This window comes from Tropicimonas sp. IMCC6043, assembly GCF_004146235.1.
Lineage (GTDB): Bacteria > Pseudomonadota > Alphaproteobacteria > Rhodobacterales > Rhodobacteraceae > Tropicimonas.
This window is the reverse complement of record NZ_SELO01000011.1, coordinates 12,021-29,991: the sequence shown is the minus strand read 5'-3', so window position 1 is coordinate 29,991 and position 17,971 is coordinate 12,021. Positions and strand designations below refer to the sequence as shown.

The window sequence follows — 17,971 nt, the reverse complement described above, 5'->3', positions numbered from 1 at the left end:
GACCTCCAATCATGGAGGACGGGTTGGTCATGAGGGACACGAGCCGGACAATCGGTGCCGTCATCATCGGCGCGGGCGAGCGCGGCGTCTATTTCATCGGCAGCCGCATTGCCGAGGCGGCGAACGGCACGCCGCTGCGGATCGTCGGCGTGCAGGACCTGCTTCCGGATCGGACCCGACTCGCCGCGGCGCATCTTGACGCGCTCTATGCTGAGGCCGGCGTTGCGCATCGCGTTGCGGTCTTCGACGGGCTGGACGCGGCTCTGGCGCATCCCGATGTCGACCTTGCGATCGTCACCACGCATACCGACAATCACCGCCAGCCGGTCGAGCGGGCCGTGGCCGCGGGCAAGCGTGTCTATCTCGACAAGCCGATCTCGGTGACGCTCGAGGATGCCCTGGCGATCTCGGAGGCGGAGTCGCAGTCTGGCCAGCCGATCATGATGGGCTTCACGCGGCGCTATGAGCAGCCCTGGATCGAATCGGTCGAACTTGCCCGCAGCGGCCGGATCGGCACGCCCCGGATGGTGCTCCTGCGCTCGGTCATTCCCTATACCCGCTACCTGCAGCTCTGGCATCGCACGGGCGCGCGCTCGGGCGGCGCGCTCAACGACAAGGGGTCGCATCATTTCGACGTGCTGAACTGGATCGCCGCGGGTGCGCGACCGCTGCGGGTAACCGCCACAGGCGGCAGGTCGGGCATCTTCGCCCCCGATCCCGATGCGCCCGAACGCTGCCGCGACTGCGACCGCGACTGCCCGTATCGCCGGCACGAGACATTGATCGACCGGTTCGAAGGCGTCGCTCGGGTGCCCAATGCAAGCTGGGTCGACGCCGCCGCGCCGGATGACCGCAACGACACCTGCGTCTATCGTCCCGGTGCCGATATCGACGATCACGCGGTGGTCACCGTGCAGTACGACAGCGGCCTGGTGGCGACCCTCTTCTTCACCATCTTCGGCCCGTGGTCGGAAGATCAGGAGACGCTCGAGATCATCGGCGACAGCGGCCGCCTGCGCATGGAGCGCCACAGCGGCGACATCGACCTTGTGGAGCGCCACGGCCATGCCCGCTCGGTGATCCGGCACCCCGACCCGGACCGCGGATCGTCGCATTACGGCGCCGACCGGGCGCTGGTCCGGCACCTGCTTCGCTTCATGAAGGGCGAGCGGCCGCCGGTCGGCGTGGCCGAGGGCGTGGCCTCGCTCCGGCTCGTTCGGGCGGCGCAGCTCAGCCTCGCCAATGCCGGGACGCCGGTGGATCCGATGTCGGGAGACGTCGCATGACGATCAACGCCCCGCTGCCGGAACGACTGCGGCCGCAGGCCGCCGCTCTCGGGCTCCGGACGTTCTATGGTGACATCCACAACCATTCCGACCTGTCCTATGGGCACGGCCCCTTCCCCGACGCGCTCAGCAAGGCGGCTTTACAGCTCGATTTCGTGTCGGTCACCGGCCATGCCCACTGGCCCGACATGCCGGTCGACGAGCCCGAGGTCGCGCATATCGTCGATTTCCACGTGAAAGGCTTCGCCAAGTTGCGCGCCGCCTGGAGCGGCCATTACGAGACGCTGCGCGCGGCCGAGCAAGCCGGGCGCTTCGCGGTCTTCGCGGGATACGAGATCCATTCGAACGCGCATGGCGACTACACGATCGTTCTGGCCGATCTCGACGGCGGGCCGCTCGTGCTGGCCGACGATCCAACGCGCCTCAACGCCGCGCTGGCGGACTGTTACGGCGACCGCGCCCTCGCCTTTCCGCATCATATCGGCTACCGCACCGGAGCGCGCGGCATCAACTGGTCAAGCTTCGAGCCTGCGCTCTCACCCTTCGTCGAAATGATCTCGATGCATGGCTGTGCCGAGCGTTCCGAAACCGATCGCGTCTACCTGCATTCCATGGGGCCGGTCGACGGGCACTCGACCATGGCGCACGGTCTGGCGCAGGGCCACGTCTTCGGCATTGTCGGCAATACCGATCATCACAGCGGCTTCCCTGGCTCCTACGGCCACGGGCGGATGGCCCTCCTCGCGCCTGAGCACGACCGCGAGGCCTTCTGGTCGGCGATGCGGGCGCGCCGGACCAATGCGCTGACCGGGGACCGCGTCCACCTTTTGGCAGCGATCGACGGCTCTGTGCAGGGCAGCATGATTGCCCCGCGCGACGCGGCAGAACTCCGGATCGAGGCCGTGGCAGGTGGCGCCATCGACCATATCGACGTGGTCCGCAACGGACGGCTCTTCCACCGGGTCAGCCCGGCTCTCGCTCCCGCCCCTGTCGATCCCGAAAGTCCGGAGGAGACGCTGATCTTTCTCGAGATGGGATGGGGCGCGCGCGGCACCTGCCACCACTGGGAGGGGAGCCTGCGGATCGAGGGTGGCGAGATCGGGGGCGTCGAACCGCGGTTCCGCGGCCCCGAGATCGTCTCGCCGCTCGAAGGCGCGGACAGCGGCCACCCAGTGCCCGAGATCGGCATGGAGGCCGGCAAGCTGCGTTTCGCCGTCACCGCGGAGGCGAACCCCAACAACACGACGCCGGCGATGCAGGGTGTCATGGTCCGGGCCCGGCTGGAGGAGGGCGCAACCCTCCATCTCCGTCTTTGCGGCCAGGACATCTCGATCCCGGCCGCGCGGCTCTACGAGGGCGCCAAGAGCGGCAATCTGGGACTGATCGACAGCCCCGCCTGGCGTCTTCACCAACTGCCCCGCCCAGAGGCGTGGCAATGGCAGGGCGCGCTGCCGCTCGGTGCGCTCGCAGCAGGCGAGACGATCTATCTGCGGCTGCGACAGGAGAGCGGGCAGATGGCCTGGACCTCACCGATCTTCGTTCGATGAGGCGACGGGATTCACATAATCGGCACCAAAGGGAGAAAGACATGACGACCTTGAAATACCTGATGTCCGGGATCGCCGGGGCGGCCCTGATGGCCACCGGAGCGCTGGCCGCGGACCTGACCATCGTGCATGGCTCTGTCGGTCGCGACCAGGAGATCCTGCGCAAGCAGCTCGACCAGTTCGAGGCCGAGACCGACCACACGGTCACCATCGTCTCGATGCCCGAAAGCACCACGGACCAGTTCGGCCAGTACCGGCTCTGGCTCTCGGCCCAGTCGAGCGATATCGACGTCTACCGGCTCGACGTGATCTGGGCGCCGCAGCTCGCGTCACACTTCATAGACCTGACCCCGCATGTGGCGGATATCGTGGACGATTTCGTCCCTGCGGCGATCGAGAGCCAGACCGTCGATGGCAAGCTCGTGGCGCTGCCGATGTTCCTCGGCGCGCCGGCGCTCTACTACCGCGCCGACCTGCTGGAGAAATACGGCAAACCGGTTCCGGAAACCTGGGCGGAGCTCACCGAGACGGCGCAGAAGATCATGGAGGCCGAGCGCGCCGAGGGGAACTCCGACATGTATGGCTTCGTCTTCCAGGGCGCGGCCTATGAAGGGCTGACCTGCAACGCGCAGGAATGGGTCAACAGCAACGGGGGCGGCCGGATCGTCGAGATCGACGGCTCGATCGACATCAACAACCCGAAGGCCGCGGAGGCCATCGACCTCGCGGCGAGCTGGATCGGCACCATCGCGCCGGAGGGCGTGCTGAACTACAAGGAGGAGGATGCGCGTGGCGTCTTCCAGTCCGGTAATTCGGTCTTCATGCGCAACTGGAACTACGCCTATGCGCTGGCCGCCGGCGAGGACAGCCCGGTCAAGGACGTCTTTGCGGTGACCACCCTGCCGCATGGCGGCGAAGGCACCGCCTCCGCGGCGACGCTGGGCGGCTGGCATCTGGGTGTCTCGAAATACTCCGAGAACCAGGAGGCCGCGATCGAGCTTGTGCGCTTCCTCAACAACTACGAGAACCAGAAGGAACGCGCCATCGTCACCTCGCGCCCGCCAACACTGAACGCGGTCTACGAGGATCCGGAGGTAGCCGCACAGCAGGAGTTCATCCCGCTCTGGAAGCCGGTCGTGGACAATGCCCTGCCCCGGCCCTCGGCCGCGACTTTGCGCAAGTATAACGAGGTGTCGGCGGCCTTCTGGACCGCCGTGCACAAGACCCTGTCCGGCGAGGGCGACGCTGCGGAGAACCTCGCCACGCTGGACGCCGAGCTGAAGCGGCTGCGCGGTCCGCGCTGGTAACGCCTCGGCCCGAAACCAGGCCCGGGCGGCGTTCTCGCCCGGACCATTTTGGAGGAAAGCCAATGCCCGAGACATCGCGAAAATCGCGCCTCTCGCGCAACCGCACAAGGTCGGCCTGGCTTTTCCTGGCGCCGATGCTCGTGACTCTCTTCATCGTGGCCGCCTGGCCGCTCGGCCGCACGATCTGGTTCAGCTTTACCGACGCCTCGCTCGACCTGATGGCCGATGCAAAATGGGTCGGCATCCGCAACTACCTCGAATATGTCGACTGGGGCGATGGCGAGGGGCAGTATTACGGGCTGCTGGCGGATGCGCGCTGGTGGCGGTCGGTCTGGAACACCGTGCGCTTCGCGGTCATCTCCGTCGCCTTTGAGACGCTGTTCGGGCTCGTGATCGCGCTGGTGTTGAACCAGCAGTTCCGCGGTCGCGGCCTGGTGCGCGCCGCCGTGCTGGTCCCCTGGGCGATCCCAACCATTGTCTCGGCCAAGATGTGGGCGTGGATGATGCATGACCAGTTCGGCATCCTTAACGACATGTTCCTGCGGCTCGGCCTGATCTCGCATCCGGTCGCCTGGACCGCCTCGCCCGACACCGCGATGATCGCCGTGCTAATCGTCGACATCTGGAAGACAACACCCTTCATGGCGCTCCTGATCCTCGCCGGCCTGCAGATGGTGCCGCAGGACATCTACGAGGCGGCGCGGCTCGACGGCGTGCCGGCCTGGCGAACCTTCCGAAAGGTCACCCTGCCGCTCATCATGCCGGCAATCCTCGTTGCAATCGTCTTCCGGGCCCTCGACGCGCTGCGGATCTTCGACATCGCCTACGTCCTGACCCCGAATACCGACGCCACCCGGACCATGTCGGTCTATGCGCGCGAAAACCTCTTCGACTACGACCAGTTCGCCTATGGCTCGGCGGCCTCGACGCTCCTTTTCCTGGTGATCGCGCTCATCACCATCACCTTCATCCTCGCCACCCGCATGGATCTGGAGGGCCGGAACACATGAAACGGACCCCGCTGCAAAGCCTCGGCTTCTACGCCCTCGTCGCGATCATCGTCCTGCAGGCGGTTTTTCCCTTCTTCTACGCCATCCTCACCTCGCTTGAGGACGGACAGGCGCTGTTCGAGGTCAACTACCTGCCGACATCGCTGAACCTCGCCAACTACCGGTCGATGCTGACCGAGGGCGTCTTTGGCCGGCAGATCCTGAACTCGGTCTTCGTCGCGACGGTGGTGGTGATCCTGTCGCTCGCCCTCGCGGTGACCGCCGCCTACGCGCTCTCCCGCATCCGCTTCCGCGGCCGCGGCCTGCTGCTGCTCACGGTGCTGTCCGTGTCGATGTTCCCCCAGATCGCGGTGCTCTCGGGCCTTTTCGAAGTGATCCGCACCTTCGGCCTCTTCAACTCGCTCTGGAGCCTCGTTTTCTCCTACATGATCTTCACCCTGCCCTTCACCGTCTGGGTGCTCACCACTTTCATGCGGAATCTTCCCGTCGAGATCGAGGAGGCCGCGATCATGGACGGCGCCTCGTCGATCACGATCATCCGCCGCGTCTTCCTCCCGCTGATGTGGCCGGCGATGGTGACGACGGGGCTCCTCGCCTTCATTCACGCCTGGAACGAGTTCCTCTTCGCGCTCACCTTCCTGAGCACCGACAGCCAGCGCACCGTGCCGGTGGCGATCGCGCTGATCTCGGGCCGCAGCGAGTTCGAGATCCCGTGGGGCAACATCATGGCCGCATCGGTCATCGTCACCCTGCCGCTGGTGGCGCTCGTTCTTGTCTTCCAGCGCAAGATCGTGTCCGGCCTCACCGCCGGCGCCGTGAAAGGATAGGACATGGCAAGTGTCGAGTTGATCAACGTCTCGAAATCCTTCGGCAAGGTCGAGGTCCTGCGCGACATCAACCTGAGCCTCGAACAGGGCGAGTTCGTCGTCTTCGTCGGACCGTCGGGCTGTGGCAAGTCCACGCTCCTGCGGTTGATCGCGGGGCTCGAGGACATCACCGGCGGCGAGCTGCGCATCGGCGGCGCGCCGATGAACGACGTGCTGCCCGCGAAACGTGGGATCGCGATGGTGTTCCAGTCATACGCGCTCTACCCGCACATGTCCGTCTTCGAGAACATGGCGTTCGGGCTGGAACAGGCGAAGCTCTCCCGGTCCGATATCGAACGCCGTGTGCACGAGGCCGCGACGATGCTCCAGATCGAGCCGCTGCTCGACCGGAAGCCGCGGCAGCTCTCGGGCGGCCAGCGCCAGCGGGTGGCGATCGGTCGCGCGATCACGCGCGATCCGCGGGTCTTCCTGTTCGACGAACCGCTGTCCAATCTCGACGCGGCGCTCCGCGTCGACACGAGGCTCGAGATCGCCGCACTGAGAAAACGCCTGCCGGACACAACGATGATCTACGTCACCCACGATCAGGTCGAGGCGATGACACTGGCCGACCGGATCGTGGTGCTGAACGGCGGCATCGTCGAACAGGTCGGCACGCCGATGGACCTCTATGAACGGCCCGCCAGCCAGTTCGTTGCCGGCTTCATCGGAAGCCCGCGGATGAACTTCCTCAGCGGCCCGGTCGCCGAGGCGCATGGCGCGGCCTGCCTGGGCATCCGTCCCGAGCATATCGTGCTCACCCCCGAGGGTGGGGACTGGACTGGCCGGGTGACCCTCACCGAGCGGCTCGGCAGCGACACTTTCGTGCATGTCGAGGCCGAGGGGATCGGGCCGGTCAATATCCGGGTGGAGGGACGGACCGACATCGCCGCGGGCAGCACTATCCGGATGACGCCCGACCCGGCCTCGATCCATCTCTTCGATGCCGCCGGGCGGCCCGTGGCGCGCTGAGCGGCGGTATGGACGACAGCGCCACCATAGCCGTCATCGGCAATGCCAATCTGGACCTCGTCGCCGGACCGATGGACGCCTGGCCGGACCGCGGCACCGAGAGCTTCCTCGGGCGCTCGGACACGCGGATCGGGGGATCTGCGGCGAATACAGCGATCGTGCTGCAACGGCTCGGCGCACGTTCAGGCCTTGTTGCGACGGCGGGGCGCGACCTTGTCGGCGACATGATTCACGCCGCCTTCGCAGGCCCGCTGGACCGGATCACGACCGTCGACAGCCCGAGTTCGGTCACCTTCGGCCTGCTCCACAGCGGCTCCGAACGCACCTTCTTCTCGACGCCCGGCCATCTCGACGCGATGGACGCGCCAACGATAAACGCGCGCCTTCGCGACTGGCCGCTCGACGGCGCGATCGCCCTGCTTGCGGGCAGCTTCGCCCTGCCGGGGCTCGCCCCCGAGAGCAAGGCGCTCCTCGCCGGTCTGCGCGCCCGCGGCGCCCGCACCGCCATCGACCCCGGCTGGCCTGGCGGCGGCTGGAGCGCGGCCAACCGCGCCTTGGCCCTTGAGTGGATCCGCGAGAGCGACGTGATCCTGCTCAACGACAAGGAAGTGCTCGGCCTGACCGGTTGCGAAACCATCTCGGCGGCCTGTGAAAACCTCAGCGCCGAGCTGCGGCCCGGCGCGGAACTGGTCATCAAGCGCGGCCCCGAGGGCGCCACGCTTTTCCTCGCCGGGCGCTTTCATGACACGGCCTCGCCTCCCGCCGAGGTGCTGGACACGATTGGCGCCGGCGACGCGTTCAATGCGGGATATCTTGCCGCGCGGGCGTCCGGACACGCCCCGCCGGCAGCGCTCCATGCCGGCTGCTACGTGGCAAGACACGTCATTCGCGACTTCCCGCGCGGCGATGGTCCGCTCGACTTTTCGAACTGTCTAGAAACCCTGACATGAATATCCTGCTGATGATCGCCGACGATCTCGGCCGCATGGCCGGCTGCTACGGCGAACCCCGCATTCCAACCCGCAATATCGACGCGCTCGCAGCAAGCGGCACGCGGTTCGACATGGCCTTCACTTCGACGGCCTCCTGTTCGGCCAGCCGTTCGGTGATCTATACCGGGCTCCACACGCACGAAACCGGGCAATACGGGCTGCACCACGACTACCACCACTTCATGACCTTTGCCGACGTACCGACCGCGCCGGCCTTGTTAAACGCGGCAGGCTATCACACCGGGATCATCGGCAAGGTTCATGTCGGCCCGGCGGAAGTCTATCCTTGGCAGCACCGCGAGGAGAGCGAAACGCGCGATGTTGATTGGGTCGCATCGCGCGCGCGCGCTTATTTCGACGCCCGAACACAGGATGCCCTGCCCTTCTTTCTCACCATCGGCTTCGTCGATCCGCATCGCGACGAGACCCGCGGCGGCTTCGGCAACTCTGGTTTCGGCGCGCAGGACCCGGTCTTCCGCGCCGAGGACGTGGATGTGCCGCCCTTCCTGCCCGACTTGCCGGAAGTGCGCCAGGAACTGGCCGAATATTACTGCTCCGTGCACCGGCTGGACCGCGGCGTCGGCATGGTCCTCGCGGCGCTCGAAGCGGCGGGGCTCGCCCGGGACACGCTGGTTGTGTTCCTATCTGACAACGGCGCGCCCTTCCTCAATTCCAAGACCACGCTGTTTGACGCCGGCGTCCACCTGCCGCTGATCCTGCGCCGGCCCGGTCAGCGCCCCGGGATTGCCAACCCCAATCTCGTCTCCTTCACCGACCTGCTGCCGAGCTTTCTCGGCGCCGCCGGTGCGAGCCCACCGGCGGGCAGCAGACGCGGACGCTCGCTCCTGCCGATCCTCGAGGAGACCACGCGCCTGCCGGGCTGGGACAGGGTTTTCGGCTCCCATACCTTTCACGAAGTGACGAATTACTGGCCCACCCGCTTCCTCCGGACACCGCGCTACAAGTATCACCGCAATGTCGCCTGGCAGCTCGATTTCCCCTTCTCGGGCGATCTTTACGGATCGCTCTCCTGGCAGGGAATCCGGCGGACCGAGCCAGTGATGATCGGCGCACGACCCCTCGCCCGATACATCCGACGCCCGCCGGAGGAGCTCTACAATCTGGAGGACGATCCCTTCGAGGTCACCAATCTCGCCGAAGACCCGGCCCATGCGGATCGCCTGGCGGCGTTCCGGGACGAGCTCGAGGCCTGGCAGCGGGAGACCCGCGACCCCTGGCTCTACCGCGACGGAATCTCGGTCATGGCGGTCGAGCATCACCTGCCCCATGGGCTGGAACTGCCCGACCGTTTCGACTTCGACCCCGAGACGCCGAAGGGATGACGCGAACGCCCGGTCAGGCGTGCTCGTCCTTGAGCATCTGCGCCCGGTATTCGCCCTGTCGCGCGAGCATCCAGCCGGGGTATTCCGCCGGCAGGCGGGTCACCGCGTCGAGAGCATCGAGATCCTCCGCCGAAAGCGTGACCTCGGTCGAGCCGATATTGTCGGTGAGTTGCTCGACACGCTTCGCGCCGAGGATGACGCTGGTCACCACCCGCTGGTGCAGCAGCCAGGCGAGCGCGACCTGCGGCACGGTGCAGCCCTTGTCCGCAGCGATCCTGCGCATCAGGTCGATGGCGTCGTAGGCGCGGTCCTTGTCGACCGGCGGGAAGTCGAAATTCACCCGGCGGCCTTCGGCGGTCTTGCCGTCGCGGTCGAACTTGCCCGACAGGAAGCCACCCGCCAGGGGGCTCCAGACCATCAGCCCGATATTCTCGGAGAGCAGCGCCGGGACGATCTCGCGTTCGAGGTCGCGGCCGGCCAGCGTGTAGTAGGCCTGCAGCGACACGATGGGCGCCAGCCGCCGCATCTCGGCGATCCCTACCGCCTTGACGATCTGCCAGGCGGCCCAGTTCGACAGGCCGAGATAGCGGACATGCCCCTGCCGGACCAGCGTGTCGAGCGCCTCGAGCGACTCGACGATCGGCGTCGCAGGATCGAAACCGTGCAGCTGGTAGAGGTCGATATGGTCGATCTGCATCCGTTTCAGGCTCGCTTTCGCCTGGTCGAGGATATGTTTGCGCGACGAGCCGCGCGCGTTCGGACCCTCGCCCATCTGGCCGTGAACCTTGGTGGCGATAACCACGTCCTCCCGGGCGATGCCGAGATTCTTCAGAGACTGGCCGAGGATCTCTTCGCTTCTGCCGTTGGCGTAAATATTCGCGGTGTCGATGAAGTTGATGCCCGCATCGAGCGCGGTGCCGAGCAGGGCATCGGCCTCTTCCTGCCGGAGCTGGCCGATCATGCCCCACATGTCCTCGGATCCGCCGAAGGTCATGGTGCCGAGGCAGAGCTCGGAGACGAAGAGGCCGCTGTGGCCGAGGCGACGATAGCGCATGGTATCTGTCCTTCCCTGAGGATGCCGGGCCAGGAATGGCCTCGGCTTGCATTCCATTTGGGCCACGCGCCCCGGTGGCCGCAACGCCGATCCTCGCGAAATCCTGCCCGATCCTCTCAATCGCACGAGAGGCACCTGTCCCGCCTCGCGCAATCAGCTAGGATGCCACCATGGAAATACCCGATCTCGACATCCTGCGGTCCCGCGCCCTTGCACTTTGGGAGGCCCATGGCCGCGAAACACCTCTTCCCGGCCTCTTCCTTGCGGTGTCCGACATCTCGACCGGCCCGATTCACTCGGTTTACCAGCCCTCTTTCTGCGCAGTCCTGCAAGGCGCGAAGGTCAGTCAGCTCGGTGAACGATCCTACCGCTACGATTCCGGAAAATGCCTGATCACGTCGCTCGACGTGCCGATCCGCGCCGAGATCGTCGAAGCATCCGCGGAGGCGCCCTATATCGCGGTCGTTCTCAACATCGACCCGGGCGTGGTGGCGGAGCTGATGCTGGAGCAGGCGCGCGACGCGCTGCCGGCTGGGCCGGATCCGGCTGCGCTCAGCGTGCATCCGCTGCCGCCAGACATTGTCGGCCCCTTGGAACGGTTGATGGCGCTTGCCGCGCGCCCGCGCGACATCCCGGTACTGACGCCGATGATCCGGCGCGAGATCGTCTGGCAGTTGCTGAACGGCCCGCAGGGTGCCATGCTGCGCCAGATCGGGCTCGCCGACAGTCGCACGGCGCGGATCGGCCGGGCGATCGCCTGGGTCCGGGAGAACTTCACCGACACCGTCAGCGTGCCGCATCTCGCAGCGCTTGCGGGAATGAGCCCGGCGACCTTCCACCGCCATTTCAAGGCGGTCACGGCGATGACTCCGGTGCAGTTCCAGAAGCGCCTGCGTCTGCAGGAGGCACGACGACGGCTCATTGTCGAAGGGAGCGACGTCGCGCAGATCGGCTTCGCCATCGGCTACGAGAGCCCGTCGCAGTTCAGCCGCGAATACCGCCGCATGTTCGGCGCGCCGCCCGGGCGCGACAGCGCCGAGATCCGTCGGAATGTCGTCGCCGCGACACCTGTCTGATCGCCGCATGGGACTGCGGCGCATACCTTGTCATTGAAAAGACTACATTATTCAAATAATTACAAATATACTCGTCGAGTTGACAAAAGTAAAAAATTGCCCATTACTGGCGTGCGGGGCGACCCCAGAGTCGCCGGCGCTTTGGGAGGGTCACATGTCCTAACGGTTTTCGGAATGCCGCGGCTGTAGGACGCGCTCCGGGCCGCATCGCCATGCCGTGCGCTTGCGGTCCTGCACCGCCCCCCCCCCCGAGGCATTGGCGACGCATGGCGCCGGATCGCCCGCTTCCACGTCAAGTCTGACCGGACCGGGGATGACGGGCGCGCGCGCCCCTGCGGCAGAAACACACTGGCTCCGGCGCGGCGCGTCCGGTTTCACGATCAAGCAAGGAACGAAGAATGCAACGTTTTCTGAACAATCCCGATGACATCGTCGACGAAACGGTCGCCGGCTTCGTCCGCGCACATGAGGATCTGGTCCGTCTCGACGCGGAAAACGTCCGGGTCGTGGTATCGCAATTCGCGCCCGAAAAGGGGCGCGTTGGAATCGTGACCGGCGGCGGCTCGGGCCACGAACCGGCCTTCATCGGCTACACCGGCAAGAACATGGTCGATGCCGTCGCGGTGGGCGAGCTGTTCTCGTCACCGACCGCCAAGAGCTTCCACGACGCGATCAAGGCCGCCGATGGCGGCGCAGGCGTGGCGGTGCTCTACGGCAACTATGCCGGCGACAACATGAACGTGAAGATGGCCTCGAAGATGGCCAAGAAGGACGGCATCGAGGTTGCCACCGTGGTCGCCAACGACGACGTCTGCTCCGCCCCGATCGATGAGCGCGGCAAGCGCCGCGGCGTCGCCGGTGAGATCATGATGTGGAAGATCGGTGGCGCCAAGGCGGCGACCGGCGCGCCGCTCGCCGAGGTGATTGCCGCCGCACAGAAGGCAATCGACAATTGCCGCTCGGTCGGCGTGGGCCTCGGCCCCTGCACCCTGCCGGCCGTCGGGCATCCGAATTTCGAGATCGAGCCGGGCAATATGGAGGTCGGCATCGGCCACCATGGCGAGCCCGGAACGCGGGTCGAGGACCTGCGCACCGCCGACGAGGTCGCTGACGACATGACCAAGATCGTGCTCGACGACCATGACCTGCCCGAGGGGACCGAGGTAGCAATCCTGGTGTCCGGCCTGGGCGCGACACCGGTCAACGAGCTCTATGTGCTCTATAACCGGATCGCGTCGCAGGTCGAGGCGCGCGGGCTGAAGATCTACAAGGCCTTTGTCGGCAACTACTTCACATCGCTGGAAATGGTCGGCGCGACACTGACCGTGCTGGCGCTGGACGACGAGCTCAAGCCGCTGCTGGACATGGAGACCGCCTGCCCAGGCTTCTGATCCCGCGCCTGCGTCCGGTCTCCGCCGCCGCCGGGTGTATTCCCGGCGGCGGGCGCCAGAACGCGCCGTGTTGCCTGCGCGATCGCGGCCTCGATGGGCAACCACGCCAGGCAATACGCCCAGACGAGGGCGGCGACAGTCCAGCCGATGGGGGTGACGAAGAGGCCGTAGACGGCGATCAGCGTGCCGGCGACCTGCGTCGCCTCGGTCGCGCCGAAGAGTTTCAGCGACGGCCAGGGACGGCTCCAGAACCAACCCCGGTTTCGGGTGACATAGAGCGTCATGTGGCCGGAGACGAGAAGCTTGAGGAAGATTACCGTCTGGATTGCCTCCCTCGGCAGACCGGCGACGCTGTCGACATACCAGAACAGCAGGAAGGTCTCGACAACCCCCATGATGCCTAGCACGCTCGCCAGCGTGATGACCTGGCGCATGTCCCAGCGGACCGGGTGCTCCGAAGCGGCGACATTGTCATAAGCGATCGTCATCATCGGCAGGTCATTCAGAACCGCGAGCAGGACGATCATGATCGCCGTCACCGGGTAGAAATTGTAGGCAAGGATCGTCACCGTCATGAACAGCAGCACCCGGATCGTCTCGGCGATCCGGAAAGTTGCGTAGCTTGTCATCCGCTCGAAGATGCGCCGCGCCTCGGTGATCGCTTCGGTGATCGTCGACAGCCCCTCGCCGGTCAGCACGAGATCGGCGGCGGCGCGCGCGGCGTCGGTAGCGCCGCTGACGGCGATGCCGGCATCAGCCTCCTTCAGCGCCGGCGCATCGTTCACCCCATCGCCGGTCATCGCGACAATGCTACCGCCCGATTGCAGCGCCTCAACGATGCGGAACTTGTGCTCGGGCAAAACGCGCGCAAACCCGTCCGCGGCACGCACCCGCTCGGCCACCACTGCGCTCTCGCCATCGAGCAGCTCGCCCGCCGGCTGCATGTTCCGGCCAAGTCCGAGCTGGCCCGCGATCTGTCGCGCGATCGCCTCATGATCGCCTGTGATCATCTTGACTGTAAGCCCCATGGACCGCGCTGTGGCGATTGTGTCGGCGGCGTCGGCGCGCGGCGGGTCGAAGATCGGGATCAGGCCGAGGAACTCCCAGCCGCGACCGCCGACCATCCGCGCCGCGCCAATGGTCCGGAATCCCTGCTCGGCGAGCTGGTCCACCTCCGCCTCGACGCCCTGGCGCACGGCGCCGTCGAGCCCAGCGAGGTCGAGGATGACCTGGGGGGCGCCTTTGGAGACGCACCAGCGCTCCCCGTTGCGGCTGACCACCGCCTCGGTGCGCTTTGAGACCGGATCGAAGGGCGTGAACGTGTCCAGCGAGAAGGACTTCCGCGCCTCGACACCCTCGGCCGCCTTCATCACCGCGGCATCGATCGCGTCCGGCTCGTCGGGGTTGCAAGCCAGCACAGCGGCGAGCAGCAGATCGTCCGCGCTCTGCCCGCTGAGCGGGCGCGGTGTCTCGACGGTGAGCCGGTTCTGCGTCAGCGTGCCGGTCTTGTCCGAACACAGCACGTCGACGCCCGCCATCTCCTCGATGGACACCAGGCGCGAGACGATGGCCTTCATCCGGGCAAGCCGCTCCGCGCCGACTGCCATGGTCACGGAAAGTACAGTGGGCAGCGCCACCGGAATCGCCGCAACAGTCAGGATCAGCGCGAACTGGACCGCTTCCCAGACCGGGTTCTGCCGAAGCACCGACACGACGAGGATCAGCGTCACAAGAGCAAGCGCGCTGAGGATCAGGAAATTTCCGATCCGCATCACCGCCTGCTGGAAATGGGACTTCCGTTCTGCGCCCTGCACCAGCGCGGCAGTGCGGCCGAAGAAGCTGCGCATGCCGGTCGCGGTGACCTCGCCCTCCATCTCGCCGAGCTTGACGACCGACCCCGAATAGGCGGTGTCGCCGGGCTTCTTGTCGACCGGCAGACTCTCACCGGTCAGCGCCGACTCGTTGGCGGACAGGTAGGCTCCCCGCGTCAAGCGCAGGTCGGCGGGCACGATATTGCCGATCGCGAGCCGCACGATGTCGCCCGGCACCAGGGCGGCGGCCTCGACCTCCTGCCAACGGCCGTCGCGCTTCACGCGCGCCGTGGGCGCGAGCGATTCCTTCAGCAAGGCGATGGCCGAGTCGGCCTTGTTCTCCTCGACGAAGCCGACACCCGCGTTGACGACGAGCATGCCGAGGATGACGGCGAAATCCGCCCAGTCTGCGAGCACCAGAGACAGAATCGCGGCCAGCTCGATGAGCCAGGGGATCGGGCCCCAGAAATAGCCGGCGACCCGCGCCAAAAGGCTGCGATGCGTCTCGTCCAGAGCGTTCGGACCGAAGCGTGCGAGTCGTGCGGCCGCCTCGGCCGCGCTGAGACCGGTCTCCGGGTCCGTCCGCATCAGCGGCGCACCGTCCGGCACGATCTCAATGTCGCGAGGATGTCTCATGTAATGTCCCTTCGGATCTCAGGCGCCGCCGTTTTCGGCAATCCAGGTGGCGATGCTCGGCCAGGTTTCGGTGAGGGTCTTGCGGCCCATGAAGAGCCCGATATGTCCACCTTCCACCATCTGGCGTCGGATCCTGTCCTTCGGCGTGCCGACCAGATCCGCCGCGGCGAAGACCTGTTCGGGCGTGGTGATGTCATCAGCCTTCCCGGCCAGCAGAAAGATTGGGCAAGTGATCGTGCCAAGCGACAGGCGCCGCCCCAACCCGGTGAACTGCCCCCTGGCCAGCAGGTTGCGCTTGAACAGCTGGTCGATGGCCTGAAGGTAATAGCGCCCCGGCAGGTCGACCGGGTTCTCGTACCAGCGTTCGAAAGCCTCGGTCCGCTCGATATAGTTGCGGTCTTCAATATGGGCGTAGAGGTCGGCGAACTTGCCAAAATACTGTGCGCCCGGGTGCATGTTCTTCCAGCCCGCCAGCATCAGTCCACCGAGCATCAGCCCGTCCCCGGCGGCGACCATCTCCGTGTAGACGGAGAGCGGCGTCGTCTGGGCGAGGCGGCGGATCGGGCCGTCGCCGGCATCGGTGTCGATGGGCGCGCCGGCCAGCACCAGCGCGGCGACCTTGCCGGGAAAGCGCGCGGCGAACATCGCCGACATCCAGCCGCCCTGGCAAAGGCCGACGAGAATGACTCTTCCGCCGAGGTCATCGACGGCAACGTTGATCTCGGCGAGATACCTGTCGATGTCGAAGTCGCGCATCTCGGGCGTTGCGGGTTTCCAGTCGGTCACCAACACCCGGCCCAGGCCCGCGGCGCGCAGGGTCTCGACAAGGCTCTGACCTGATGCGTAATCCGCGATGGTCGCGGAATGGCCGGCATAGGGCGCGTCGACGATCACCGGCAACCCGGTTCCGGTGCCGCCGAAATCCCGCAGGCGCATGGTTTCGAGATCGAGGCAGACCTGGTTCGCGGTCGCCCATTCGGGCTCCGGTGGCGCGGTGATCTCGGCCGCCGCCTCCACGAAATGCAGCCCGTCTTCCCAGGCCCGCAGCCCCTCTGCCTCCATCTCAAGGGCCGTCGCCATCGGCCAGAACCATGGCACGGAGTGTTCGAATGTCGGATGGTCGTGTTTCATGTTTTGCTTCCGTCGATCGGTCGTTCCGAAGGATCGGGAACCGCGCGCCCGAAGGGAAACGCGGTTCCCAGAGGCCGGGTTCAGCCCTGCTCGGCCGGCGTCGCGTCGTCGGGCATGTTGGCGGGGCTCGCAGCGGCAGGAGCCGAGGCCGCGGTGTCGTGGCCGCCCTGCATCGGCAGGCTGTCGATGCCGTAGGATTCAATTATGACAGAATCTTCGACCGCCTTCAGCGCGATATTCGCTTGGTAGTACTTGCCCTGACCGATCAGCGAGACGGCGTCTTGCGCGTGCTCCAGGCTCGCCTTGGCCGGAACCAGCGCCGCGGTCACGGTGACGTCGATATTGGCGAGCCGGAGTTCCTCGGCAGCCTGTTTCTCGTCGCCATTGGCCAGATGCGCGTTCGCCTTGGTCAGCGACGCCGCTTTCTCGGTGTCGGGGACGAAGCCCTCGGACAGCGCCATCGAGGCGTCGAAGGGCAGGTAGAGTTCATCGCCCGCCGACTTGTTGGTGTCGACCGCGTAGACCGTCATGTCGGTCTGGGCCGCCTCGAAACCGCTCTGGGCGGATTTTGCGAGGGTTGCTGCAAGCTCGGTGTCGCCGTTGAAGATCGCGACCCGTGCCGCGCGCACGTCGCGCAGCGCGCCAAAGGCTTCGTCGACGGTCTTGATGAGGGCACCGTCCTGGGGTGCGCTGGCCACAGCTTGCTCTTGAGCCGGGGCGGCCGAGCCGGCTGCCTCGGCAAGCGCCGTTCCGGCGAGTGGTAGCGCGGCGAGTGAGGAAATCATGGCCAGGGCGGTGAGAGTCTTGCGCGTTTTCATGTCGTTTCCTTTCCCGTTTTCATCGGTTCTCCTGAACCTGAGAGAAAGGTAGGCACCGCGCCTGACGGACACTTGTCCCGCAGTTTACAAATCCTTCAGGCGCGCCGGCTGCCGGAATGAAGCGGGCTGGATGGCGCCACGTGTCGTGCCGTCCGGATCGCACCGGCCAGCCGAAGGAGCGCGGCGGCACACGCGAGGAAGGCGACACCCGACAGCCCCGCGACCAGGCGCAGAGAATGGTCCGGCCAACCTGCGATCATGAAGAGCCCGACACCGAGGGCACAGAGGCCGCTGGCTGCGGCGGCACGCCAGGGGGCAACCCGGGCGCTGAGCCGGAGCGCGAGGATGATCGTGGCGACGCCCTGGGCCAGCAAGCCGAGAACCACGAGCATGGTCAGCGCCTCGCGGCCGAGATGGTGGGCGAATGTCTCGAAGAGCCCGGTCAGGAGCAGCAGGAGAAACCCGGCTGCTACGGCGCGCCACTCCGGCATTGGCCGCATCGCAAGCGCTAGGCCGATGCCCGCAGCGCCCCACAAGGCGAGCATCAATGCCAGGTCTCCCGTCCCCCCGACAAGACCCGTCCACGGCAAACCGGCTGCGCCGACGCCGAGGACGGCGAATGCGGTGCTGACCCACCCCAGCTTGCCGGGAAGGGCGGCATGCCGTTTGGCATTGTTCAGGGGGCCGGGCATGGAGGCTCCGTTGCTTGCGGGACGAGACGCGGAAAGCGG

15 protein-coding genes are annotated in these 17,971 nt (G+C 66.4%); 10 read left to right on the top strand and 5 right to left on the bottom strand.

Features of this window, described 5'->3' with window-relative positions; all coding sequences use genetic code 11:
- Positions 1-29: 29 nt before the first annotated feature.
- The 8 genes from EU800_RS12160 (at position 30) to EU800_RS12125 (ending at position 9,323) form a co-directional block, all read left to right on the top strand.
- The gene (locus tag EU800_RS12160) at positions 30-1,286 is read left to right on the top strand and encodes a Gfo/Idh/MocA family protein (RefSeq protein ID WP_165354644.1); all 1,257 of its coding nucleotides are present in this window, start codon (positions 30-32) and stop codon (positions 1,284-1,286) included.
- Positions 1,283-2,833: a hypothetical protein gene (locus tag EU800_RS12155; RefSeq protein WP_129632558.1), complete on the top strand. Its 1,551-nt coding sequence runs from the start codon at positions 1,283-1,285 to the stop codon at positions 2,831-2,833. Before EU800_RS12160 ends, EU800_RS12155 begins: the two co-directional genes overlap by 4 nt.
- Before the next feature lie 41 nt (positions 2,834-2,874).
- Positions 2,875-4,140: an ABC transporter substrate-binding protein gene (locus tag EU800_RS12150; protein ID WP_129632555.1), complete on the top strand. Its 1,266-nt coding sequence runs from the start codon at positions 2,875-2,877 to the stop codon at positions 4,138-4,140.
- A 62-nt stretch (positions 4,141-4,202) separates the two neighbouring features.
- Positions 4,203-5,150 carry a carbohydrate ABC transporter permease gene (locus tag EU800_RS12145; RefSeq protein WP_129632552.1) on the top strand — a complete coding sequence of 316 codons (948 nt, stop codon included), beginning with the start codon at positions 4,203-4,205 and terminating at the stop codon, positions 5,148-5,150.
- Positions 5,147-5,977 carry a carbohydrate ABC transporter permease gene (locus EU800_RS12140; RefSeq protein ID WP_129632549.1) on the top strand — a complete coding sequence of 277 codons (831 nt, stop codon included), beginning with the start codon at positions 5,147-5,149 and terminating at the stop codon, positions 5,975-5,977. Before EU800_RS12145 ends, EU800_RS12140 begins: the two co-directional genes overlap by 4 nt.
- Positions 5,978-5,980: 3 nt before the next feature.
- Entirely contained in the window at positions 5,981-6,988 is a 1,008-nt protein-coding gene (locus EU800_RS12135; protein ID WP_129632546.1) for an ABC transporter ATP-binding protein, read from the top strand.
- Between the two features lie 8 nt (positions 6,989-6,996).
- On the top strand, positions 6,997-7,938 hold the full coding sequence (locus EU800_RS12130; protein WP_129632543.1) for a carbohydrate kinase family protein: 942 nt from the start codon (positions 6,997-6,999) through the stop codon (positions 7,936-7,938).
- On the top strand, positions 7,935-9,323 hold the full coding sequence (locus EU800_RS12125) for a sulfatase (RefSeq protein WP_129632541.1): 1,389 nt from the start codon (positions 7,935-7,937) through the stop codon (positions 9,321-9,323). The genes EU800_RS12130 and EU800_RS12125 overlap by 4 nt, the downstream gene beginning before the upstream one ends.
- A 13-nt stretch (positions 9,324-9,336) precedes the next feature.
- Here EU800_RS12125 and EU800_RS12120 read toward each other — a convergent pair whose 3' ends face one another.
- Positions 9,337-10,377, bottom strand: coding sequence for an aldo/keto reductase (locus EU800_RS12120; protein WP_129632538.1), 1,041 nt, complete (start codon positions 10,375-10,377; stop codon positions 9,337-9,339).
- Positions 10,378-10,547: 170 nt separating this feature from the next.
- On the opposite strand from EU800_RS12120, the gene EU800_RS12115 reads away from it, so the two are divergent.
- Both EU800_RS12115 and EU800_RS12110 read left to right on the top strand, forming a co-directional pair.
- Positions 10,548-11,453, top strand: a complete 906-nt coding sequence (locus EU800_RS12115) for an AraC family transcriptional regulator (RefSeq protein WP_129632535.1) — start codon at positions 10,548-10,550, stop codon at positions 11,451-11,453.
- A 398-nt stretch (positions 11,454-11,851) separates the two neighbouring features.
- The gene (locus EU800_RS12110; protein WP_129632532.1) at positions 11,852-12,844 is read left to right on the top strand and encodes a dihydroxyacetone kinase subunit DhaK; all 993 of its coding nucleotides are present in this window, start codon (positions 11,852-11,854) and stop codon (positions 12,842-12,844) included.
- Here the strand turns inward: EU800_RS12110 and EU800_RS12105 are convergent.
- The 4 genes from EU800_RS12105 to EU800_RS12090 form a co-directional block, all read right to left on the bottom strand.
- Positions 12,739-15,291 (bottom strand): plasma-membrane proton-efflux P-type ATPase, encoded by a 2,553-nt coding sequence (locus EU800_RS12105; RefSeq protein WP_129632528.1) that lies wholly within the window; start codon positions 15,289-15,291, stop codon positions 12,739-12,741. The two genes, EU800_RS12110 and EU800_RS12105, sit on opposite strands and share 106 nt — an antisense overlap.
- An 18-nt stretch (positions 15,292-15,309) precedes the next feature.
- Positions 15,310-16,422 (bottom strand): alpha/beta fold hydrolase, encoded by a 1,113-nt coding sequence (locus EU800_RS12100; RefSeq protein ID WP_129632525.1) that lies wholly within the window; start codon positions 16,420-16,422, stop codon positions 15,310-15,312.
- Positions 16,423-16,502: 80 nt separating this feature from the next.
- On the bottom strand, positions 16,503-17,240 hold the full coding sequence (locus tag EU800_RS12095) for a YfdX family protein (protein WP_129632522.1): 738 nt from the start codon (positions 17,238-17,240) through the stop codon (positions 16,503-16,505).
- A gap of 95 nt (positions 17,241-17,335) precedes the next feature.
- The gene (locus EU800_RS12090) at positions 17,336-17,932 is read right to left on the bottom strand and encodes a hypothetical protein (RefSeq protein ID WP_129632519.1); all 597 of its coding nucleotides are present in this window, start codon (positions 17,930-17,932) and stop codon (positions 17,336-17,338) included.
- Between the last annotated feature and the right edge of the window lie 39 nt (positions 17,933-17,971).